At 64.5% G+C, this 20,654-nt stretch carries 21 protein-coding genes and 1 riboswitch; of the genes, 14 read left to right on the plus strand and 7 right to left on the minus strand.

Annotation, left to right across the window (positions count from 1 at the left end; all coding sequences use genetic code 11):
• Window positions 1-120: 120 nt before the first annotated feature.
• Both C8N35_RS01715 and C8N35_RS01720 read left to right on the plus strand, forming a co-directional pair.
• Window positions 121-1,899, plus strand: a complete 1,779-nt coding sequence (locus C8N35_RS01715) for a tetratricopeptide repeat protein (RefSeq protein WP_107987897.1) — start codon at window positions 121-123, stop codon at window positions 1,897-1,899.
• A gap of 154 nt (window positions 1,900-2,053) precedes the next feature.
• A complete protein-coding gene (locus C8N35_RS01720; RefSeq protein WP_107987898.1) occupies window positions 2,054-2,632 on the plus strand; it encodes a hypothetical protein in 579 nt (192 codons plus the stop codon).
• 162 nt (window positions 2,633-2,794) lie between these two features.
• On the opposite strand, the gene C8N35_RS01725 is transcribed toward C8N35_RS01720, so the two are convergent.
• Window positions 2,795-4,366 (minus strand): TadE/TadG family type IV pilus assembly protein, encoded by a 1,572-nt coding sequence (locus C8N35_RS01725; RefSeq protein WP_107987899.1) that lies wholly within the window; start codon window positions 4,364-4,366, stop codon window positions 2,795-2,797.
• 719 nt (window positions 4,367-5,085) lie between these two features.
• Here C8N35_RS01725 and groES point away from each other — a divergent pair.
• Both groES and groL read left to right on the plus strand, forming a co-directional pair.
• Entirely contained in the window at window positions 5,086-5,373 is a 288-nt protein-coding gene (gene groES / locus C8N35_RS01730) for a co-chaperone GroES (RefSeq protein ID WP_107987900.1), read from the plus strand.
• A gap of 58 nt (window positions 5,374-5,431) precedes the next feature.
• Window positions 5,432-7,072 (plus strand): chaperonin GroEL, encoded by a 1,641-nt coding sequence (gene groL, locus C8N35_RS01735; RefSeq protein ID WP_107987901.1) that lies wholly within the window; start codon window positions 5,432-5,434, stop codon window positions 7,070-7,072.
• A gap of 198 nt (window positions 7,073-7,270) precedes the next feature.
• On the opposite strand, the gene C8N35_RS01740 is transcribed toward groL, so the two are convergent.
• Window positions 7,271-8,716 carry a hypothetical protein gene (locus tag C8N35_RS01740; RefSeq protein ID WP_107987902.1) on the minus strand — a complete coding sequence of 482 codons (1,446 nt, stop codon included), beginning with the start codon at window positions 8,714-8,716 and terminating at the stop codon, window positions 7,271-7,273.
• A gap of 244 nt (window positions 8,717-8,960) precedes the next feature.
• Between C8N35_RS01740 and C8N35_RS01745 the strand changes: the two genes are divergently transcribed.
• From C8N35_RS01745 to C8N35_RS01765, 5 genes are all read left to right on the plus strand, one after another.
• A complete protein-coding gene (locus tag C8N35_RS01745) occupies window positions 8,961-9,167 on the plus strand; it encodes a SlyX family protein (RefSeq protein WP_107987903.1) in 207 nt (68 codons plus the stop codon).
• 99 nt (window positions 9,168-9,266) lie between these two features.
• On the plus strand, window positions 9,267-9,686 hold the full coding sequence (locus tag C8N35_RS01750) for a MerR family transcriptional regulator (protein WP_107987904.1): 420 nt from the start codon (window positions 9,267-9,269) through the stop codon (window positions 9,684-9,686).
• Window positions 9,655-10,650, plus strand: coding sequence for an aldo/keto reductase (locus C8N35_RS01755; protein WP_107987905.1), 996 nt, complete (start codon window positions 9,655-9,657; stop codon window positions 10,648-10,650). Before C8N35_RS01750 ends, C8N35_RS01755 begins: the two co-directional genes overlap by 32 nt.
• A gap of 83 nt (window positions 10,651-10,733) precedes the next feature.
• Window positions 10,734-11,306, plus strand: coding sequence for a helix-turn-helix domain-containing protein (locus C8N35_RS01760; protein ID WP_107987906.1), 573 nt, complete (start codon window positions 10,734-10,736; stop codon window positions 11,304-11,306).
• Between the two features lie 7 nt (window positions 11,307-11,313).
• Window positions 11,314-11,868, plus strand: a complete 555-nt coding sequence (locus tag C8N35_RS01765) for a GNAT family N-acetyltransferase (RefSeq protein ID WP_107987907.1) — start codon at window positions 11,314-11,316, stop codon at window positions 11,866-11,868.
• Window positions 11,869-11,884: 16 nt separating this feature from the next.
• Here the strand turns inward: C8N35_RS01765 and C8N35_RS01770 are convergent, their stop codons facing one another.
• On the minus strand, window positions 11,885-12,271 hold the full coding sequence (locus tag C8N35_RS01770) for an acyl-CoA thioesterase (RefSeq protein ID WP_107987908.1): 387 nt from the start codon (window positions 12,269-12,271) through the stop codon (window positions 11,885-11,887).
• 112 nt (window positions 12,272-12,383) lie between these two features.
• On the opposite strand from C8N35_RS01770, the gene C8N35_RS01775 reads away from it, so the two are divergent.
• The 4 genes from C8N35_RS01775 to C8N35_RS01790 all read left to right on the plus strand — a co-directional run bounded on the left by C8N35_RS01775 (window position 12,384) and on the right by C8N35_RS01790 (window position 14,777).
• Complete coding sequence (locus C8N35_RS01775) at window positions 12,384-12,794, plus strand: TfoX/Sxy family protein (protein ID WP_146177328.1); 411 nt, start codon at window positions 12,384-12,386, stop codon at window positions 12,792-12,794.
• 57 nt (window positions 12,795-12,851) lie between these two features.
• Window positions 12,852-12,971: riboswitch (SAM-I-IV-variant riboswitch) on the plus strand.
• A 38-nt stretch (window positions 12,972-13,009) separates the two neighbouring features.
• On the plus strand, window positions 13,010-13,366 hold the full coding sequence (locus C8N35_RS01780; RefSeq protein WP_107987910.1) for a hypothetical protein: 357 nt from the start codon (window positions 13,010-13,012) through the stop codon (window positions 13,364-13,366).
• A 193-nt stretch (window positions 13,367-13,559) separates the two neighbouring features.
• Window positions 13,560-13,796 carry a sunset domain-containing protein gene (locus tag C8N35_RS01785; protein WP_210203360.1) on the plus strand — a complete coding sequence of 79 codons (237 nt, stop codon included), beginning with the start codon at window positions 13,560-13,562 and terminating at the stop codon, window positions 13,794-13,796.
• Window positions 13,797-13,910: 114 nt separating this feature from the next.
• Window positions 13,911-14,777 carry a mechanosensitive ion channel family protein gene (locus C8N35_RS01790; RefSeq protein WP_107987911.1) on the plus strand — a complete coding sequence of 289 codons (867 nt, stop codon included), beginning with the start codon at window positions 13,911-13,913 and terminating at the stop codon, window positions 14,775-14,777.
• A 23-nt stretch (window positions 14,778-14,800) separates the two neighbouring features.
• Here C8N35_RS01790 and C8N35_RS01795 read toward each other — a convergent pair whose 3' ends face one another.
• Window positions 14,801-15,490, minus strand: coding sequence for a Crp/Fnr family transcriptional regulator (locus C8N35_RS01795; protein WP_107987912.1), 690 nt, complete (start codon window positions 15,488-15,490; stop codon window positions 14,801-14,803).
• A 689-nt stretch (window positions 15,491-16,179) separates the two neighbouring features.
• Between C8N35_RS01795 and C8N35_RS01800 the strand changes: the two genes are divergently transcribed.
• Complete coding sequence (locus C8N35_RS01800) at window positions 16,180-16,830, plus strand: alpha/beta hydrolase (RefSeq protein WP_170121989.1); 651 nt, start codon at window positions 16,180-16,182, stop codon at window positions 16,828-16,830.
• 132 nt (window positions 16,831-16,962) lie between these two features.
• Here the strand turns inward: C8N35_RS01800 and C8N35_RS01805 are convergent, their stop codons facing one another.
• From C8N35_RS01805 to C8N35_RS01815, 3 genes are all read right to left on the minus strand, one after another.
• Window positions 16,963-17,757, minus strand: a complete 795-nt coding sequence (locus C8N35_RS01805) for a ChbG/HpnK family deacetylase (RefSeq protein ID WP_107987914.1) — start codon at window positions 17,755-17,757, stop codon at window positions 16,963-16,965.
• Window positions 17,758-17,844: 87 nt separating this feature from the next.
• Window positions 17,845-19,398 carry an ArnT family glycosyltransferase gene (locus tag C8N35_RS01810; RefSeq protein WP_107987915.1) on the minus strand — a complete coding sequence of 518 codons (1,554 nt, stop codon included), beginning with the start codon at window positions 19,396-19,398 and terminating at the stop codon, window positions 17,845-17,847.
• A gap of 3 nt (window positions 19,399-19,401) precedes the next feature.
• A complete protein-coding gene (locus C8N35_RS01815; RefSeq protein WP_107989010.1) occupies window positions 19,402-20,538 on the minus strand; it encodes a glycosyltransferase in 1,137 nt (378 codons plus the stop codon).
• Window positions 20,539-20,654: the final 116 nt, after the last annotated feature.

Below are 20,654 nucleotides of genomic sequence, written 5' to 3' on the forward strand. Positions count from 1 at the left end.
GGTCGAAAGCGCGATTTTCCGTGGCGGCCGATTTGTCCTATCCTGAGCGCCACAAGAACAGGCGGCTGCGCTTCGCGCGCGGTCGACCTGCTGCCGCAATGGCACCTTTGGGAGGACATCGTGAGCGCCACGAGCGACGGCCGCGACGACGCGACGGACGGCTGCGGGATGGATGGCTGCGAGATGGATGGCTGCGAGACAGGCGCCGTCAGGCTTGAGCTCTCGCGGATCCTTGAAAGCCCCGCCTTCGCGGCCTCGCCCCAGTTGCGCTCGTTTCTGACATACATTGTCGAACGAAAACTGCAGGGCGAGCCGGAACGGATCAAGGGCTACACCATCGCGACCGAAGCCCTCGGCCGCGATGCCTCGTTCGACCCGTCCGCAGATCCGATCGTGCGGGTGGAGGCGGCCCGGCTGAGACGCATGCTGGCGGATTATTTCAGGGGTCCCGGCGTCAGGGATCCGATCCGCGTCGACATCCCCAAGGGCGGCTACATCCCGCACTTCACCCCGGCTGGAGACAGCGACGCGTCGGCAGCGCCTCCAGCACCTGCCGCCGCCATACGGGGCCCCCATCGCCCGCGCGCCGCATATGGCGCGGCTGGCGCCTTCTTCCTGATGATTGCTGCCTTTCTGGTTTACCGCTCGTTCGAGATGCCATCCTCGTCCCCTCCCGCCCTTGCTGTCGCCACGGTGCATGATGACGGCAGCGGCATTCCGGTCGCCGCCTTCAAGGGGGATCTGCCGGTCGTCCTGGTCGCCGCGATCGAGGAGGATCCGGCGGCGCGCCTGCCCGGCGGGTTTTCCGGTGCCGCGCTGCGTGACAAGCTCGCCCGCGCGCTCTATCGCTTTGACGAAATCGGCGTGACCGACACCGCGGACGCCGCCGATTACCGGCTGGAAGGTCATGTCTCTTCAGATCAGGAAAGACTCTTCCTGAGCTTCCGCCTCGTCTATCTGGCGAGCGGCGAGATCGTGTGGTCCTCGCTGTTCGACGTGGCAAGCGAGGGCGAAACGCCCGATCTGGTACAGGAACGGGTCGCCCGCAATGCGGCGACCGCCATAGCCCAGCCCTACGGCGTCATTTTCAATCATGCGGCCTCGCGCGCCGGCGAGGACGGGGCGCAGGCCGCGGGCACGCAGGAGGGACTTGCCTGCGTGCTGCGCACATTTTCCGCGCAACGTCGCTTTTCCGCCGACCTCAATGCCCGCAGCCGGGCCTGTCTGGCAGGCCTTGCGGCACGGCGGCGCCCGCCAGCTGCCATTCATGCGTTGTTGCCTCTCGCCTACGCAGAGGACGTGCGCTCGGGAACCGATCCGGCCAGCCGTACCGCCAATCTGCAAAAGGCCCTCGATCTCGCCCGGCGAGCGGTGGAGATCGCCCCGCAAAGCGCGCGCGCCCATCAGGCGCTTGAATCGGTGCTCGTACTGCTCGGTCGCCATGAAGAGGCTCTCGCCGCCGGACGGCTGGCGCTGGAACTGAACCCCAACGATCCCGACATAATCGCCACCCATGGCGGAGCGCTGGTGATGAGCGGCGACAGCGAGAAGGGGCTGGCCCTTCTGGTGCGTGCCGGCCGTCTCAATCCCGATCACCCGGAATGGTACACCGTCATGACCGTGTTCGGGGCGCTGGGCGCGGGCAAGAGCAAACTGGCGGAAGCGGAGGCCGAGAGCCTTGCCGGATCCACCGCTCTCTCCGCGCTGCTGGCGCGTCTTCTCGTCGCGCACGAGGCCGGCGATGGCGCGCGCGCGCGCGCCGCCATGCGTGCGCTTGACGCAGAGTTTCCCGATTTTGCGGTGGATCCCGATCCGACCCTGCGTGCCGTCCTGCCGTCTTCGGCCCTGCGCGCACGGCTCGTCGGCGCCGTGCGCGCGGCACAGGACGACAAGCGCTGAACCGACGAAATATCGCTCCATCGTTCCGGCCACGAAACGCCCCTTGTTAACGTTGACGTTTCCCGAAACCCGCTTGCGTGTTGAGCATTTCCCGCGTCCGGTCTATAGCGGGCGGACAAGATGGTTTCGACTTCTTGAGGGGGACTGAGCAGACATGAGCATCGCGACCGCCATCGGCCGAACGGCAAAGGCTACCGCAGTCCTTGGCACTTTGCTTGCGGGCGCGGCCATGCTTGTGGGGGCAGCGACGATGCCCGGCCATGCTGAGGAACCCGCTCCTGCCGCAAAGCTCGTTGCGGCACAGGAGGCTCTCGATCAGGCGTGGTCGGAGGCACCGCTCGGCTTCACGGTCGCCATCTTCACTTCCGGCAAGGCGGGCGGCTATGGCCGTTATACGCCCAGGGAAAACGCGGTCTTTGCACCCGGCGAAGCGATCAACGTCTATGCCGAACCGGTCGCCTATGGCTTCGCCCGTGAGGACGATCTCGTCGCCATCGCGCTTGCCGCCAGTTTCGAACTGCGTACGCCGGGCGGACAGATCCTGGCATCGGGCGACGACTTCGCCCACCTCACCGCCAAGGCCCGTCACCCGATCCGCGAATTTCCCGCCACCCTCACATACCGCTTCGACGGCCTTTCCCCCGGGGACTACGTGCTCGTGACGAAGCTCGCGGACGACAATTCCGACAAGTCAGGGGCATTTTCCCTGCCCTTTACGGTGAAGGCGCGTTAAGTCCGCGTCCGCGCGGACCGCAGGTTCGCCCCGCGCGCAACGCGCACCGCCCTTGTGATGCGACGACGCCCGCCCTTCGCGAACGAAGGACGGGCGTGCGCAGGTTGTCGCGTCGGTCCACCCATCGCGCCGCCCGTAGCCTCGCCGGCGGCGAGATCGCTCTTATCGCGACACCCTCAACCGTGTGATTTCCTTGGCGATTTTTGCGAAGGCCAATGTCAGCTCGGAGTTGGATTCCGACTTGTAGGCCATACTCGGCTTCGTGGCACAGTCCTCCAGCATGTCGAGCGTGCTCTGGTCAGAAACCTGGAAGGCGATCGTGTAGATCTCCACGCCGCCGTCGGTCTTGGCATTGGTACAGGCCTCGGCCGTGCGGGCATTCATCGTCGTGTGCACGGTCCAGGAACTGTCCGTGGTTTCGGCCCGGCCTTCGGTCACATACCCGTAGGCATTGTATTTCGAGATGTTGGGGTTCTTGTCGTACCACTCGTAGGTGTTCGCACCGTCCGTCATCAGGATCATGATGCGGCGGTGACCGGGCAATGCCGGATCGTCGAGCCGACGACCGCCGGTGAACGGTTCGGCCGGCGACAGCGCACGCCATCCCCACACCACACCTTGATGAATGTTGGTATAGCCGTCGGCGACCATCGCGGTCACGGCGTTGTCGAGGGTGGTTCGGCTCGTGGTCAGCGGCGTGATCGCCTGCGTCTTGCAGCCGTAGTTGGGGCCGCGCGAAACGCCATTGGTCGACGTGCTCAGCGACGCCCCGTCATATTTGCAAAGACGCTTCTGCTTCAGGTTGTGACCGTCGGTGCCGGTTTCCTCGATGCTTGCCGTACAGGTGCCGCCGTCATCGTCGATCCAGTTGTTGGAGTAGCGATAGGAGTGCCAGTTGCCGTACCAATAGTAGCCGCCCTCGTCCGGCTCGTCGGGGGCGAACTGGGGAACGAACAGGCTGGCGGGCGTATCGTCGCTCGCAAGATCGTCGTTGACGTCATAGGGATAGGGTCGCGCCTCCACACAACCCTGCCAAGTGACGCCGTCGATCTGGTCGAACAACGCAAGGCGCGAAACCCCGGTCTTTTCCATATTGTTGGCATTGAGCGGCGACAGGCCGTTCACATCCAGCCAGCTGGCATCGGCATTGTCGGCGCCGACATTGACGAAGGCGGTGAAGGGCACGATGCCGATCTTGACCCGGTCGGCCATGCTGCCGGTGGAATTGGCCGCAAGCAGCGTCGCGGTGAGATCCTTTGCCGAGGTCTTCAGGGTGGAGATCTTCGTCCCGCCCATGGAGCCGGAATTGTCCAGCACCATCACGACATCGAAGCTCGCCTCGCCGACCTTCGTCTCGGCTGCGATCTTGAAGGTGAATTCCTCCACGCCGATGAGCGGCGCAAATGAGGTCGGCACGCTGACATCGGCAGAGACCTCCACAGTGCCATCGCCATTGGGAACGGCGGAGAAATTCGAAATGGTCGCGGAGGTGGAGATGAAATTTGCGTCGAAAGCGTCCCGGGCACGCGCTGCCACCTGATCCGTGGTGAGCCCCAGAGTTCTGGTGTTCGCCGTGAGAGCCGCGGCGTCCATGGCGATCTGCGCGCGCTGCTTGGTGGCCACCACGTCGGCCATATCGATCCCGGCGCCAACCGCAAACACGACCGGCACGGCCGCCAGCCCGAACAGCATGGCGACATTGCCACGCCGGTCACCCATGAACTTGCGGATCATTGCAACTTCCTTACAGATAGCCTCGCGAACTTGCGGTCGCAGGGTTTACATTCGCGACCGCAAACAAGCGTTTGACGCGCCGAAAATATTCTCGGCATGTATCCATCTATTTATGATTCATTTCGGAATAGTTCCTTCGCTTTATTTCTTTTCTTAAATTTTTATTCTATTTTACTTCATTTTATTACTAGAAGTTCTTTCCCTTCCAATTGCTGTCACATTTACTCAGCATGGTTCGCCAAATCCCGTGCGAACCGGCCGCGCGAGAGACGGTGTGAACGTCCGCGTTTCCGGCCGGACAACCAAAGGCGCATGCAGAACGAGAAGCGGCGGGGCGGTGTGATGCGGGCATTCACTATCCGTTAACCACGATCACAATGGGTCGCGGATGCCCGGTTTCGCACTTCGGGCACTCCGTACGGAGGGATGACGCCAGCCGGCGCAGCTCCCGGTCTCGTCTCGCCCGGTCTTGCCCCGTCTCGCCCGGTCTTGCCCCGTCTCGCCGACCCGACTGTCGGGGCGCCGTGAATACCAAAAAACACAGACCGATCTCATTGACACCGGCGAAGCGGCACCATACATGGAGTTCGGCCGTTAGCACTCTGTGTACTTGAGTGCTAACATGCCCGGGCGATGGCCTGAATCCATCAGTCTTCAAGGCATCACTGAGGAGCGCTGCTCATTTTGGAGGGCGCTCTGAGAGAGGAAAGAGCCAGACAATGACTTTTCGTCCTTTGCATGACCGCGTCGTCGTCCGTCGCGTCGACTCCGAGGAAAAGACGGCCGGCGGCATCATCATCCCCGACACTGCCAAGGAAAAGCCGCAGGAAGGCGAGGTCGTTTCCGTCGGCCCCGGCGCACGCGACGATTCCGGCAAGGTTGTGGCTCTCGACGTCAAGGCCGGCGACCGCGTGCTGTTTGGCAAGTGGTCCGGTACCGAGGTGAAGATCGACGGCGAAGACCTGCTGATCATGAAGGAAACCGACATCATGGGCGTGCTCGCCTGATTGGCGCAACCCACGATATCGACACCCCCTTTCAACCCTATTCGCGAGACAAGACACGATGAGTGCCAAAGACGTTAAGTTTTCCACGGATGCGCGCGACCGCATGCTGCGCGGCGTCGACATCCTCGCCAATGCCGTAAAGGTCACGCTCGGCCCCAAGGGCCGCAATGTCGTTATCGACAAGTCCTTCGGCGCCCCCCGCATCACCAAGGACGGCGTCACCGTCGCCAAGGAAATCGAGCTTGAAGACAAGTTCGAGAACATGGGCGCGCAGATGGTGCGCGAAGTCGCTTCCAAGACCAACGATCTGGCTGGCGACGGCACCACCACCGCGACCGTGCTGGCCCAGGCCATCGTCAAGGAAGGCGTCAAGTCTGTTGCCGCCGGCATGAACCCGATGGACCTGAAGCGCGGCGTCGATCTCGCCACTGCCGAGGTCGTCAAGGACCTGACCGCGCGTTCCAAGAAGATCAACACCTCCGCCGAAGTCGCGCAGGTTGGCACCATCTCCGCCAACGGCGAGAAGGAAATCGGCGACATGATCGCCGAGGCCATGCAGAAGGTCGGCAACGAGGGTGTCATCACCGTCGAGGAAGCCAAGACCGCCGAGACCGAGCTTGAGGTCGTCGAGGGCATGCAGTTCGATCGCGGCTACCTGTCGCCGTACTTCGTGACCAACGCCGAGAAGATGCTCGCCGATCTGGAGAAGCCCTACATTCTCCTGCACGAGAAGAAGCTCTCCAACCTGCAGGCCATGCTGCCGATCCTCGAGTCGGTCGTGCAGTCCTCGCGCCCGCTGCTGATCATCGCCGAAGACGTCGAAGGCGAGGCTCTGGCCACGCTCGTCGTCAACAAGCTGCGTGGCGGCCTGAAGATCGCCGCCGTCAAGGCGCCGGGCTTCGGTGACCGCCGCAAGGCCATGCTCGAGGACATCGCGATCCTCACCGGCGGCACGGTCATCTCCGAGGATCTCGGCATCAAGCTCGAGAACGTCACGCTCGACATGCTCGGCACCGCCGAGAAGGTCACGATCACCAAGGAAGCCACGACGATCGTCGACGGCGCCGGCTCCAAGGACGACATCCAGGGCCGCGTTGCGCAGATCAAGGCGCAGATCGAAGAGACCACCTCCGACTACGACCGTGAGAAGCTCCAGGAGCGTCTGGCCAAGCTCGCCGGCGGCGTTGCCGTCCTGCGCGTCGGCGGTGCGACCGAGGTCGAGGTGAAGGAGAAGAAGGACCGCGTCGACGACGCCCTCAACGCGACCCGTGCGGCCGTGGAAGAAGGCATCGTGACGGGCGGCGGCACCGCGCTGCTGCGCGCCAAGGCCGCTGTCGAGAAGCTCACCTCCGACAACCCGGACATCATGGCCGGCATCAAGATCGTGCTGCGCGCCCTTGAGGCCCCGATCCGCCAGATCGCCGAGAACGCCGGCGTGGAAGGCTCCATCGTGGTCGGCAAGCTGCTCGAGAGCGACGACAGCATGGGCTTCGACGCCCAGAACGAGAAGTATGTCAACATGGTGGAAGCCGGCATCATCGACCCGACCAAGGTCGTGCGCACGGCGATCCAGGATGCGGCGTCCATCGCCGGCCTGCTGATCACCACCGAGGCGATGGTCGCCGAGCTGCCCAAGAAGGACTCCCCCTCGATGCCGGGCGGCGGCGACATGGGCGGCATGGGCGGCATGGGCTTCTAAGACCCTCGCCCAGACAGAATACGCAAAGGGCGGTCCTTCGGGGCCGCCCTTTTTCATGCCCCCGCTCTTGTTGCCCCCGCGCCTTCTTGCTGACGACGTCGGGAGGACACGACTTGCGATGGCGGCATGGGGCTCCAGCCCTCATCGCCCAGACAGAATACGCAAAGAGCCCTCCTCGTCGCCGCCCTTTCCCTCGCGCTAGTTCGCCGACAGCGGTCGATGATAGAGTGTGCCTTCGATCCGCCAGGCCCCCGGATCCAGCTGCTGGTCGGCAAAGAAACCGACCTCCACCGTCTTTGCCGCGAGATCCATGCACGCCTTGAAGAGCGGAATGGGAAGGCCGCCTGGCAATACCGGCCGGCCATCGGCAAAGATCGTCGCATGCGCGCGGCGGGACGGGTCGGCCTGCAAACCGATGTGGCCGCCAATGATCAACTTCGAACTGTCGATGCAAACGCGCATGAGCTGCGGCTCCTGAAACCGGGCGACGGTTATCTGCGGCGCGGCGGGCGCGAAACGCGGATCGCCGGAGAGGGCGAATTTCACGGTGTCGAAATCCGCCTCGCCGTATCCAACCAGCATGAACTTCCCGATACCGCTGGGCACGGCCTTCGTCAGGCTGACCTGCGAGGCATGGACCACCACGCCGCCGCCCTCGTGCATCAGGATGGCCGGTTTTCCCTTTTCCCGGTTGACCGTCGTACTCGACTGGTAGCCGTCATTGACAAATTCGGGATAGGAAATCGCATATTCCATGGCGGCGGGCAGATTGTAGGCGATAACGGCATTTCGGTAGAAAGTGCGCCACGTTGCCTGAAACGTTCCGCCGAGACGCGGTTTCGGCTCAAGGTTCGCCAGATTGGTCGCCGCGCGCACCTGATCGAGCGGCGCAAAGGCGAGAGCGCCCAGGACCCGAACAGGCCCGGGGAAAGGCAATGGCGGCTTGTCGGGATCGATCTTGCGCACCAGCGTTGCGGTGAATGTCGATCCTGAGAGATCGACGCAGCCGTGCTGCCACATGGCGACGTCGCGCGCATTGCCCGGGGCCGAACGCGTCACGGCTTCCCCGTCCACGCTGAAGGCGACGAGCGGCAGCGTGTTCCCCGAATTGCCCGGATCGATAATCCTGTCGATGCACAGGCGGACGAAATGGGGGACGGAAAACTCCGCGATCGTAAAGCTCTGCGGAATGCTTGTCTCGCTGCCGAGGATATCCGTCACGCCCGCCTGACCGCCCCAGGTGTTGCCGATCAGGATTGCGGGGGAGAGTCCCTCGAGCATGTAAGTCCCGTTAAGCGCACTCTCCGCTGTCGCCGCGGCAACACCCAGCACGCCGATATCAGTCCCTTCAACCAACGTTTCGCCACCTGGTTCTATGCCCGTCTGGAGGGCACCCCCCATGCGCTTCAGGCCGATCAGCGGCTCGACCGAACCCTCGCCGGTCTTTGTCTCGTCCACGGCAATCGTGTAGCGAGCGGGAAAGCCCAGACGCGAGAGAGGAACCAGGTTCGGGTATGCCCGCCAGGGCGCATTCACGATGATTGCCACAGACGCGTCGGCCGCCACCTGCGGCACGCCACCGCCATCTGCCAGGGCCGTGTGCGGCTGCGCGCAAAGCAGCGCCGCGAGTACGCAGCCGGCCATCGCAAATCCGAGCCGCCCCGCGCTTGGGCCCCGGTCCCCTCGAAAACAAATCGTCGGCATCCAATCCCCCGATCATCACAAGACACGACCCTTCCGTTAAGTCACTTACATGAAGAAAGCGATGTCAAGCAATCCGCTCGACATCAGCCACACCTTGCGTTGATCTCTCGGCGATACTCCGATACCTGTCGCAGGAAGCCTGTATGGGTTAGACCGGGCGCGAACCTGCAAGAGGACTCTCCCCATGCCCACCGATCTGGAAACCCGCATCGCGGATCTCGAAACCCACATCGCCCACCAGGAAAAGCAGATCGCGGATCTGGACACCGTCGTTACCCGCCAGTCGGGCGAGATCGAGCATCTGCAGCGCCATCTGCGCGCGCTGGCGGGGCTCGTGGCTGAACTGGAAGAGGCGAGCGAAGTGCCAATCACCAAGCCGCCGCACTACTGAAATCACACCGCCACAAAAAACCTGCGATTGTGCCCTTGACTTAGAGCGCACTCGAAGCCCTAGGTTCCTGCGCGTCGTGACGAAGACAGGCGTTATTCCATGAAAATCGGTGAACTTGCCAAGCGGTGCGGATTGTCCGCCCATACCTTGCGCTACTACGAACGCATCGGGCTGCTGCCCTATGCCGACCGCGACCGATCGGGACAGCGCGACTACGACGCCTCGATCCTTGACTGGCTCGAATTCCTCCGCCGCCTGAAGACGACGGGGATGCCTATCCGAGACATGCTGCGCTATGCGCAGATGCGTGCGGATGGCGATGAGACGTTCAGCGAACGCGGTGCGCTTTTGCGCAAACACCGCGAGCGTGTACGCACCCATCTGGCCGATCTGGAAGCCTGCCTTCGTTCCCTGGACAAGAAGATCGCCTTTTACGGAAAGGCGAAGCAAAGGACAGACGCAGATGACGGCCTCCATGAACACGAAGATGAAGACACGGCGCCTCGGCCAGGGGCTTGAGGTCAGCGCCATCGGCCTCGGCTGCATGGGCATGACCTGGGCCTACGGCGCCACGCAGGACGATCGCGGCGAGGCAATCGCCACCATCCGGCACGCCCTCGACGCCGGTTTGACATTGCTGGACACCGCCGACGTCTACGGCCCGCATACCAACGAGGAACTCGTCGGCGAGGCGATCGCGGGCCGGCGGGACGAGGTGGTTCTCGCCACCAAGTTCGGCATCCTGCGCGGCGTGACGCCCGAGCCGGGCTCGGTTGCGCCAACGGTCAACGGCCGGCCCGACTACGTCAAGGCGTCGTGCGAGGGATCGCTGAAGCGGCTCGGGGTCGATCATATCGATCTCTACTATCTCCACCGCGTCGATCCGAACACGCCGATCGAGGACACGGTGGGAGCGATGGCCGATCTGGTGAAGGCCGGCAAGGTGCGCCATATCGGCCTTTCGGAGGCGGCGCCCGATACCATCCGCCGAGCCCACGCGGTCCATCCGCTGACCGCTGTCCAGAGCGAGTATTCCCTGTGGACGCGCGAACCGGAGGACGGCGTGCTTCAGACATTGCGCGAACTGGGAATCGGCTTTGTCGCCTATTCGCCGCTCGGGCGGGGGTTCCTGTCGGGCGCGATCCGTTCGATCGATGATCTTGCGGCCGACGACTACCGCCGCCGCTCCCCCCGCTTCATCGGCGAGAACTTCGCCCGCAACTTGGAACTGGTCGCGGTAATCGAGGGACTGGCGCGCGACAAGGGCGTGACGCCGGCCCAACTCGCGCTCGGCTGGGTCATGGCCCAGGGCGAGGACATTGTCCCCATCCCCGGCACCCGGCGCCGTTCACGGCTCGACGAGAACCTCAAGGCGGCGGATATCGTGCTCAACGATACCGAGCGCAAGGCCATCGCAGACGCCCTGCCGGCCGCCGCTGGCGAGCGCTACCCGGCGTCCACCATCCGTGAACTGAACCGCTGAGCGGAGGCACACTCTCTCCTCGCGCCGCAAGACGTTGCGCGAGGAGCTTGCATAATTCTCATATTTGAAATAATCTTTCATATATGAGAGATTCCAATACTCCCGTTTCCACACTCGACGCCCGCATTGCGGAGCGGTTGAAGGCGCTGCGCGGTGAGCGCGGGTGGTCGCTTGAGACCCTGAGCACGCGTTCCGGCGTCTCGCGGGCGACCCTGTCGCGGCTGGAAAACGGCGATGTCAGCCCCACGACCGCCGTTCTCGCCCGGCTCTGCGCCGCCTACGGCATGACGTTGTCGCGGTTGATGCTGATGGCGGAGGAGACATTCACCCCGCTGGTACCGCGTGATCTCCAGCCCGAATGGCAGGATGCGGCCGCTGGCTTTAGCCGCCGGTCGGTTTCGCCACCGGCGAACGCCCTGTCCGGCGATGTGCTGGAATGCCGTCTGGAGGCGGGCGCCGACATCGCCTACGAGGCGCCGCCGCGCGAAGGGCTGGAACATCATCTGGTGCTTATGGAAGGCGCGCTCACCGTCACCGTGGACGGCGATGAGCACAGCCTCAGCCCCGGCGACTGCCTGCGGTATCGACTTGTCGGCACAAGCCGTTTCCAAACGCCGGCAGAAACGCCCGCCCGTTATTTTCTTTTCATGGTGTGAACGACCAATGACCCGCCCCGCCGTCCCCGGCCCCTCTTCGCGTCCCATCATCTCCAGCCTGCCGGCCGCAACCATGGAAGACCGCCTTGGCGAGTTCGTGGACCTGCTCAAGGCCTGCGTAGATGCGGGGGCGAGCGTCAATTTCATCGTGCCGTTCAGCGTCGGGGAAGCGGCAGCGTATTGGCGCGGAAAGATCCTGCCGGGTCTCGGCGCCGGCAAGCGTGTCATGCTGGCGGTCGACGTCGAGGGCCGGCTTGCCGGAACGGTCAATCTCGATCTCGACACCCCGCCGAACCAGACCCACCGGGCGGAGGTGAGCAAGCTGCTCGTCCATCCCGATTTCCGCCGCCGTGGCATCGCGCGCATGCTGATGGAGGCGGTAGAGGACCACGCACACCAGGGGGGCCGCACACTGCTGACGCTCGACACCCGCACAGGCGACACCGCCGAGCCGCTCTACACCTCGATGGGATACGTCACAGTGGGCGTCATCCCCGATTATTGCCGTGACGCTGATGGCAAAGGGCTCAGCGGCACGACGATCATGTACAAGACGATCTGAACGCGCGCCGAGGCGCTTAAGCCGTCACCGGCCGCGGCTTGCCGTTTGCGTCCACCGCGACATAGGTGAATTCGGCCTGGATCACCTTCTCGCGCACCTGGCTCAGCGCGCGCAGGGCCCAGGCTTCCACCTCCACGTTGATCGAGGTTCGGCCGACCTTGCCGACCTCGGTATAGACGCAGAGCACGTCGCCGACCTTGACCGGGCGGATGAAGTGCATGGCATCAACCGCCACCGTCACCACCCGTCCATGCGAGATCTGGTTCGCCGCAAGCCCACCGGCGATGTCCATCTGCGACATGACCCAGCCGCCGAAAATGTCGCCCGCCGGATTGGTGTCGCTCGGCATGGCGAGCGTCCGCGTTGTCAACTCTCCACGCGGGGCCTCGTTTTCGTCCGCCATTTCATGCCGCTCCTTGATTATGTGACGCTCCGACGCGTCGGACCTTTGAACGCACCCGTTTACCGGGCCTTGCCGTCGGCTGACAACCGCCATTCGCGCATGGCCGGCCCGCTTGCAGCACAGCCTGAGCGATCCGATAGTCTGGCCGGAGACAACCAGACCCCACAGACGAGGCATCATGGCCGTTTCGCCACAATTGCGTGATTTCGTGCTCGATCAGTTGAGCGACCTCGGTTCGCTGGAGACCACTCGGCTCTTCGGCGGGCTGAGTGTGCGATGCGACGGACAGCATTTCGGCGCCATATTGCGGGGTGGCACATTCTATCTCGTGGCCGATCCGGCGTTTCGGGCGGACCTCGAGGCGCTCGGCGGCACGATTTTCACCTACGCGCGGCGCGACCGGGTGATCGAAGTGCCGCGTTTTGTCTCCGTGCCGGAGGAAATTTTGGAAGATGTGGACGAACTCCTGCCGCTTGCCCGCCGCGCGATCGACATTGCGCGTCGCGGCTCATCGGATGGCTGATGCGACACTGCGCTGTCTGACCCGACTTGATTTCGGCCGGGCATCATGGCAAAAAGCAAGGAACATCAAGAGAAGGGCTGGCGCCCTCGCCAACCTGCCCATCCGCGGCAAGGTGGTACCCGACGTTAAGGGATGTGGCCCGGCGACTTGTTCGACCAGGCAACCCAGCGGTCTTCGCCAGTCCTCCTCGGCATCATGCTGACGGAGGAATTTTTATGTCTGCTCTTCGCATCGCACTCAGCGCCCAACCGCGCGCCGCGTATTTCGACCCCGCCGACGGGGAGCTCGATACCGCGCTCGCCTTCCCTGCGGAATTATCGGGCGAGACCGCCGGTCTGGTCTTCGACCTGCTGCTCGCCGCCGCCGCCCGGGATGCCCGCTGCCGCTTTTGCCCGGCCGCCCTTCTGCCCCATGACGAACGTGCCGCGCGCCGCGCGATGCTGATCCGGCTCTGGCAGCGCTGCTCGTCGCGCGTTATCGACGAAGGCCTCGTCGCAGATCTCCTTGCAAGGCGCGGCGAGACATTCATGAAGCTCGCCACCCCCCGGCATGGTTCCTCCGCGAACCGTTAGTCGCACGTGCGGACAACCAACCCGGCACACTCCCTGCGGAACCAATGCCGTGAAATGCGGTTTCTCTCCAGATGAAAGCCTCTGCCGGGACACGGCCGGCCGGTACGCGTCTGCCGGATCGTCGCCTTCGGAGGCGACTACCTCCATGCAAAGGTTGAGGGCAGGCGGGAACATCGCGGCGGGTCTGGCGTTCGTGGCTCTGGCCGCCTTGTTCCCCGCAACGGCATTCGCCGCCTGCAAGCCGCCCGAAAAGCCCGCGCCGCCGGGATGCCGCATCAAGGGAAACATCAACAGCGATGGAGCACGGATCTATCATGTTCCGGGCAAGAGCCGCTGGTATTCCCGAACCTGCATCAATCGCCCCGGCGAACGCTGGTTCTGCAGCGAGGAGGAGGCCCGGGCCGCCGGCTGGCGCGCGCCGCGCCGCTAACCGGGCATGCACAACCCTCCGCGCACATACCCAAACGCAAGGCAATGCTAGACAGCCGCGCCAAGTATCGGCAAACAGGAAAAGACAGTCACCACGCCGCAAGACGGAGCCGCCATGGAAGACCAGATCCTACAGACCCGCGACCTGATCGAATTGCAGCTCGCCACCTTCACGCAGATGATGGCCAGATACGGCCTTTCGGTCGTCTACGCGATCATCGTGCTCATTGTCGGCTGGTGGGCGGCGGGCCGGATCGCGAACGTGGTGCGACGCGCCTGCGAACGGTCCGACCATATCGACAATACGGTGACGGGTTTCGCCTCCTCGATCACGCGCTATTCCGTCATCGCGCTGGTCATCATCACCGTGCTGCAGCTCTTCGGCTTCCAGACGACTTCCCTGGTCGCCGTCATCGGCGCCGCCTCGCTGGCCATCGGCCTCGCGCTCCAGGGCACGCTTTCCAATCTGGCCGCCGGCGTCATGCTGCTGTTCTTCCGCCCCTTCCAGGTGGGCGACTTTGTCGAGCTGGCCGGCAATACCGGCACGGTGAAGAACCTCACCATGTTCTTTACGGAACTTGCGACCGCCGACAACGTGAAGATCATCATCCCCAACGGGGATGTGTGGGGGTCGGCCGTGACCAACTACTCCTCCCACCCGACACGGCGCTGCGACATCACCGTCGGCATCTCGTATGACGACGATATGGACAAGGCGAAGAAGGTCTTTCACGCCGTGATCGCAGAGGAGCCCCGCATCCTGGCCGATCCCGACCCCTTTGTGGAGATCACCAATCTCGGCGACAGCTCCGTCGACGTGACCTTGCGCGTCTGGACGTCGTCGGCGGATCTGTGGGCGGTGCGCTGGTTCCTGATCAAGCGGCTGAAGGAGGCGCTGGACGAGGCCGGCATATCCATCCCCTACCCGCACATGCAGATGGTGGGGCAAGTTCCGTCGACGGGCACGCAGTCGGGAAGCTAGAACTGGAAAGGGGAAGTCGCCCCTCACATGCTGGCCGCCTCCTCCAGCGTCGCCATTTTCTCGATGCAGTAATAGCCCGAGATCTGGCTGATCGTGCCCGCGCGCTTCCATTCGTTGAGCACGCGGGACACGTTCTCGCGCGCGGCCCCCGCCATGTTGGCGATGTCGGCCTGCGAGAGCTTGTAGTGGATCAGTGTGCGGTCCTTTTCCACCTCCTTGCCGAAGCTGTCGGCCAGCAGCAGCAGTGTCTTGGCGACGCGACCGGGCAGCGGCAGGAACGAGCGCGCGGCCAGCACATCGTTGGCGAGCCGCAGCCGGCCGCCGACGATGCGCAGCATGTGGCGGTAGATGTCCGGGTTCTCCTCCGCGAAGCGGTCGAAGGCGCGCTTGTCGAAAAAGGCGAGCCGGGCGGGCTTCAGCGCCGTCACTGTCGCCGATCTCGGCTGACCGTCGAGAAGCGCCATCTCGCCCACAAGCTGGCCGGGGCCGAGCACCGCCAGAAGCTGTTCGTCGCCCTCAGCTGACAGGAGCGACACCCGAAGCGAGCCCTCCAGCACCGCATAGCAGCCGTTTCCCGGATCGCCCGCCTCAAACAGGATCGTGCCCGCCTTCAGCTTCATCGGCCGGGCGAGCGCCTCCAGCCCGGCGGCAAGATCGGGCGCAAGCCCCCCCAGCGAGAAGCTGTTTTCAAGGAATTCATTGATCTCCGCCACCAGCCATTCTCCCCGTTGGAGCCGCGCCGCACCTGAAATATGCCTGGACCATACGACAGGTGGAACCCATCGCCGCCCCGCACGTTTCATAACCAGACAGGACGCGGACTTTGCCGTGAGCTTTGAAGGGAAACGCCATCTGGCCGCCCCCGCTGGCCGGATCAGGCGAAAGCCCTTCAAAGAGTGCCGCATTCGCCCGTCAGGTTAAAGCATCGCCGTGTGACGGTCATCACAGATGATCCTGGCAAGGCGGTTTAGAAGAAGATCGTCGGCTTCGCCCCTTCAGGTGCGCGGCCGGTTCATATCAAAGCAGTCGCGTCGCCCAACCGACTTCCAACAGGGCTTCAGCTGCCGTTCGCAAGATACGCCGGTTTCCCCACCGGCAGAATAGTCGAGACCCGCTCCCCGCCGGTCTCCCCCCGCCGCAACCGTCTCCCCGACCGGTTTCGGCACCAAGGCAGGGCTGTTTTATCCCCGGCCCACGCACGAAACGCCTCCCTGTACCCCGCAGGGAGGCGTTTTCGTTTTCTTCCGGATCCCGTTTTTCGCATACCCGCCCGCATCGTGCCGCATCCCTTATTTCGAATGGCCGTTATATAAAGAACAATCGCTATTGGAGCGCATGCCGGATGCCTTCCCGCCCGCACCGCGTTCCGGCGCAGGCGGACCACTTTCGAAGGTGCGGACCGATGGATCCCTACGAACACATCTACGATGACGGCGACGGCAACGACGGCACAACGCTCGTACTCCTCCACGGAACAGGCGGCGACGCGGCACAATTCATGAAACTGGGACGGGCGGCCGCCCCGACCGCAGCCCTGATCGCGCTGGAAGGAAATGTCGACGAGCAAGGGCTCGCTCGCTTTTATCGCAGGGTATCGGCCGACATTCCCGATTTCGAGGATCTGGAAAACCGGTCGCGCGACCTCGCCGCGTTCCTCGCCGATGCTCTTCAGCGCCACGGGCGCGATCCCGACCGGGCGGTGGGCGTGGGCTATTCGAACGGCGCCAACATCCTTGCGAACCTGCTTTTCAACCAGCCCCGCGTGCTGGCGGGCTATGCGCTGATGCATCCCTCCATCCTCTATCGGCCGTGCTCGAACAAGGCTATCGCGGGGCGCAAGGTGCTGATCACGGCGGGGGCGGACGATCCGATCGCCCCGGAAGCGGAGACCCGCAAGCTGCGCGCCTGGCTGCACAAGCAGGGTGCCACGGTCGACCTGATGGTTCATGACGGCGAACAGGACCTGCGCGAGGAGGAGATCGACCGGCTGAAAGCCTGGCTCGCCGAATTCTGCCGGGCAGGACGCGTCAACGCGATGGCCGACAGCGCCTGAGGCGGACGTCGCGCTACAACGCCGGAAAAGAACGGTTTCGCCTTTCGACGCGCCGCCGAGGCATGCGCCTTTGGCGTCTCGAAAGGCCGATACCCGCACAGATCGGGCGAACATGCCCGAACCCGCTTTCTTTCAGAACAGGAAGATGTCCTTCTCCGTCAGCGCCAACAGGAAGTCGGGGCTGTCGAGATAGGCGAACTGGGACTCGCGGCCTGCGATCTCGGCCCTGGTGGCGAGACTGCGCAGGTGCTCGTCCGCCTGGGCGGGCACGCACCAGACCGACGTGCCATCGCGCCGGCCTTCCAGCCCGCGCCAGAAGAAGCGGTGCAGCGCCTTCGGGTCCTCCACCATCGGCAGGGTGACAGCCTCGCGGTTGGTGTCGCCGCCGAGCTTGCGGATACGGCGGGCGAGGAGGCGGCTGCGCAGGCGCTCTGGCTCGCGGAACAGGAAATCCGGCCAATCCTCACGGTAGCGTTCCGCCATCACCTCCACCACCAGCTTGGCGACCCCGGCATTGCCGTCGAGCCCGTCGGCCAGCGCGATGAAAGCCGGGGGGTGGCCGTAATAGTCCTGGAACCTGTCCAGCTGCGCCTCGATCTCCGCCTTGAGCGCCATGTTCGGCAAAAGCCCCAAAGGCGCGCGCAGGGAATAGAAGCGCGGCGCGGGAAACCGGGGGCCGAGCGCCTCGCGGGCGGGATCGGAAATCGGAGCGTAAGGGCGCGAGAGAACCAGCGTCAGGCCGACGCGGGTGCGCCGGGCCACCGTTTCCACCTGATCGCGAAGCGGCAGATATTCGCGCGGCCAGCGGTCGGAAGCCGCGATACAACCCACCGCCGTCAGCCGGTTATCGGCCAGAAGCGCGCGGATCGCCCTGTCGACGCCGAAGGCGGTGCCGTAGTCGAGCGCGGTCAGGACAATGCGTTTCATCTTCCTCGGACCCAGTAGCAGGCGAAAGGCCAATGCCTGAAGGCCGGTTGCGGCCGAATCGCCGACCTCTTCCCTTAACCGGATACGCTACTCGGTGTCGTGCGAAAAGACGGCTTGCGCGCCGCCCTTCGCACCGGCGATGCGGTAGATGCGGATCTGTTCCAGTGCCACGCCGGCCACTTCGCGCGTGACGGTGGCCAGAAGCTCGACCTCGGCGAAGCGCGCCGCAAGTTCGTCAGAGCGGTCGCGCCGCGTCACGGCGACATAGAGCGCGGGGCGCACCACGAGCGACGGATCGGGCGATGGATCCATGGCGTAGCGGATGCGCTCATCAAGCTGGAAGACGGGGAGAGCCGAGCCGGCCTCATGGAGCGCGAAGGCGATCTGGCCCGTCATGCCGTAGGCCGAGGTTGCGACCCAGGCCGCGTCCTCGCGCTTTGCCAGTTCCGTGATCTCGCGCGCCACCTCCGGCCAACCGCGCAGCTGGAAGGTCGGGTCCTTGCGCGCGAAGGCGCCGGTGAGCGGCGTCACCGCGTGGACATAGATCACCAGCGACACGGCGACGCCAATTGGCACGGCGACGGCTCGCAGGATCTTCAACACCCGCGCCATCATACCCGATCGCGTCTCGATATCGGCGGCGACGAAGGCCGCCATCAGCACCAGCGCGGGAAACAGCGGCGCCGGCCAATTCGCCTGCACCCGGTTATGGAGGGAATGGAACAGCAGATAGGCGAAGAACGGCAGGCTGGTGAGAAGCGGCAGCGCCCAGCCGGCATCGCGCCGGCGCACCGTTCGCGCGACCGCGACGCCGATGCCGACAAGCGCGATGACCGCGATTGCCGGGTTGAGCAGCCCCAGTTCCGCGCCGATGAATTCGCCGATGAAGCGCGAGGTCCAGCCATGCGGCACGGCGCGGCCGAACTGCTTGACGAAGGAGGCCCATTCGTGGGCCGCGTTCCACTGGACGACCGGCACGGTGATGAGCAGCGCGAGGATGCCTCCGGCCCACAGTTGCCATGTCGCAAACGCCGCGCGCGCGCGCGGCATCGCGACGAGCCACACGATGATGCCCGCGCCCAGGAACAGCACCGAATATTTCGAGATCAGACCCAGACCGGCAAACAGCCCGACGGCGAGAAGCCAGTTGGCGCTGGCCGCCTTGCCGGGCTTCAGCCATTCGGCAAGCGCCCACAGCGTCAGCCCCCAGAACAGCACCGAGGGTGTGTCAGGGGTGGCAATCAGGCTGCCGATGCCGATGAGGATGGTGGCGTTGAAGAACAGGACGGCCCAGCCAGCGGCGCGGCGACCGTGCAGCAACAGGCATGTGCGCCACAGCGCCAGCGAGCCCAGCGCGGTGGCGAGGATCCCGACAAGCCGGACGGCGAGCGCGTTGTCGCCGACGAGCCATTGGCCTGCGGCGATCCACCAGCCGATCATCGGGGGATGGTCGTAATAGCCGGCGGCCGGGTGGAGGCCCCACAGCCGGTAATAGGCCTCGTCTTCCGACAGCCAGGCGTGACCGCCCGCCCACAGCCTTATCGCGGTAAGCACGACGACGAAGAGGATCAAAGCCGGCGGCCTCAGCCACCAACCAAGGCCCGCATCCGTTTCGCTTTCAGCCGTGACCGGGGCCGGCATCGCTCAGGTCTTCCGCCATGTCAGGACGGAGCTCGCGGCGTAGTTCCACACCGCGCCCATGGCGGCACCCGCCGTGCCCGCCAGCCACCAGGACGAATCCATGCCGTAGATCCAGTCCGCCACGCCGACATTGGCGATGACGCCCACGGAGCACACGATATAGAAGCTGATCAGTCCCTTCACCGCCGCAAAGCCCCTCAGCCGCCGGTCGCGATAGGTGAGGTGGTTGTTGAGGAAGAAGTTCCACGTCATGGCGACGAAGGTCGCGAGAAGCTGCGAATAGTCGAAAGGCATCGCGACGAGACCGGCGCGCAGGGAGGTTAGATGCACAACCACACCGGAGGCCCCGACAAGCCCGAACATCAGGAAGCGCACGGAAACGAGATCGCGGGTGAGCTTGGACACGAGCAGGCCGAGATATTCCATCGTCACCAGCGTATCGAGCTTGCTCTCGCCGTGAAGGCGCTCGCGGAAGACGAAGGGCAGCTCGCGCACCCGCAAGGCGCCTTTCGCGGAGGCCGCGATGTCGAGCATGATCTTGAAGCCCTGGCTGGAAAGCTTCGGCGCCACCTCGTCGACCTTTTCCCGGCGGATGGCGAAGAAGCCGCTCATCGGATCGGAAAGTTCCACGCCCAGAAGCGTGCGCGCCAGCCCGTTGGCGACGCCCGAGCCCCAGGCGCGGGTTGCCGAAAGCCCCTCGCCCACCGTGCCGCCTTCCACGAAACGGCTGGCGACGACGAGATCGGCCTCATCGGCGCGAAGCAGCCCCAGCATGCGCGGCAGCAGGCTCTCGTCGTGCTGGAGATCGGCGTCCATGACCGCGACGAAGGGCGCGGAGGAGGCCAGCATGCCTTCCACGCAGGCGCCTGACAGCCCGCGCCGGCCGACCCGCTTGATGCAGCGGACGCGCGGATCGCGCCGCGCGATTTCCTTGGCCACTTCCGCCGTGCCGTCGGGGGAGTTGTCGTCGACGAAGATCGCCTCCCAACGGATGCCGGCCAGAACGGCATCAAGCTTTTCCACGATCAGCGGAACGTTGGCGCTCTCGTTATAGGTCGGCAGCACGACGGTCAGCTCCGCCGGTTCGAAAGGACCCGGCTGGGTCTCGGCCTCGTTCAAGGCTGTCTCGGTCAATTGCATGAAACGTCCGTTGGTGACGGCGCGCGCCCGTTTGCGCGCCCCGACTTCGATACTGCTCGCCCAAGTCGCGCGGACCATAGCCAAACATCGGACATTTGCAAGGCGGGGAAGGCCGG

Origin of the sequence: Breoghania corrubedonensis, from assembly GCF_003053845.1 — a bacterium.
Classification (GTDB): Bacteria; Pseudomonadota; Alphaproteobacteria; order Rhizobiales; family Stappiaceae; genus Breoghania; species Breoghania corrubedonensis.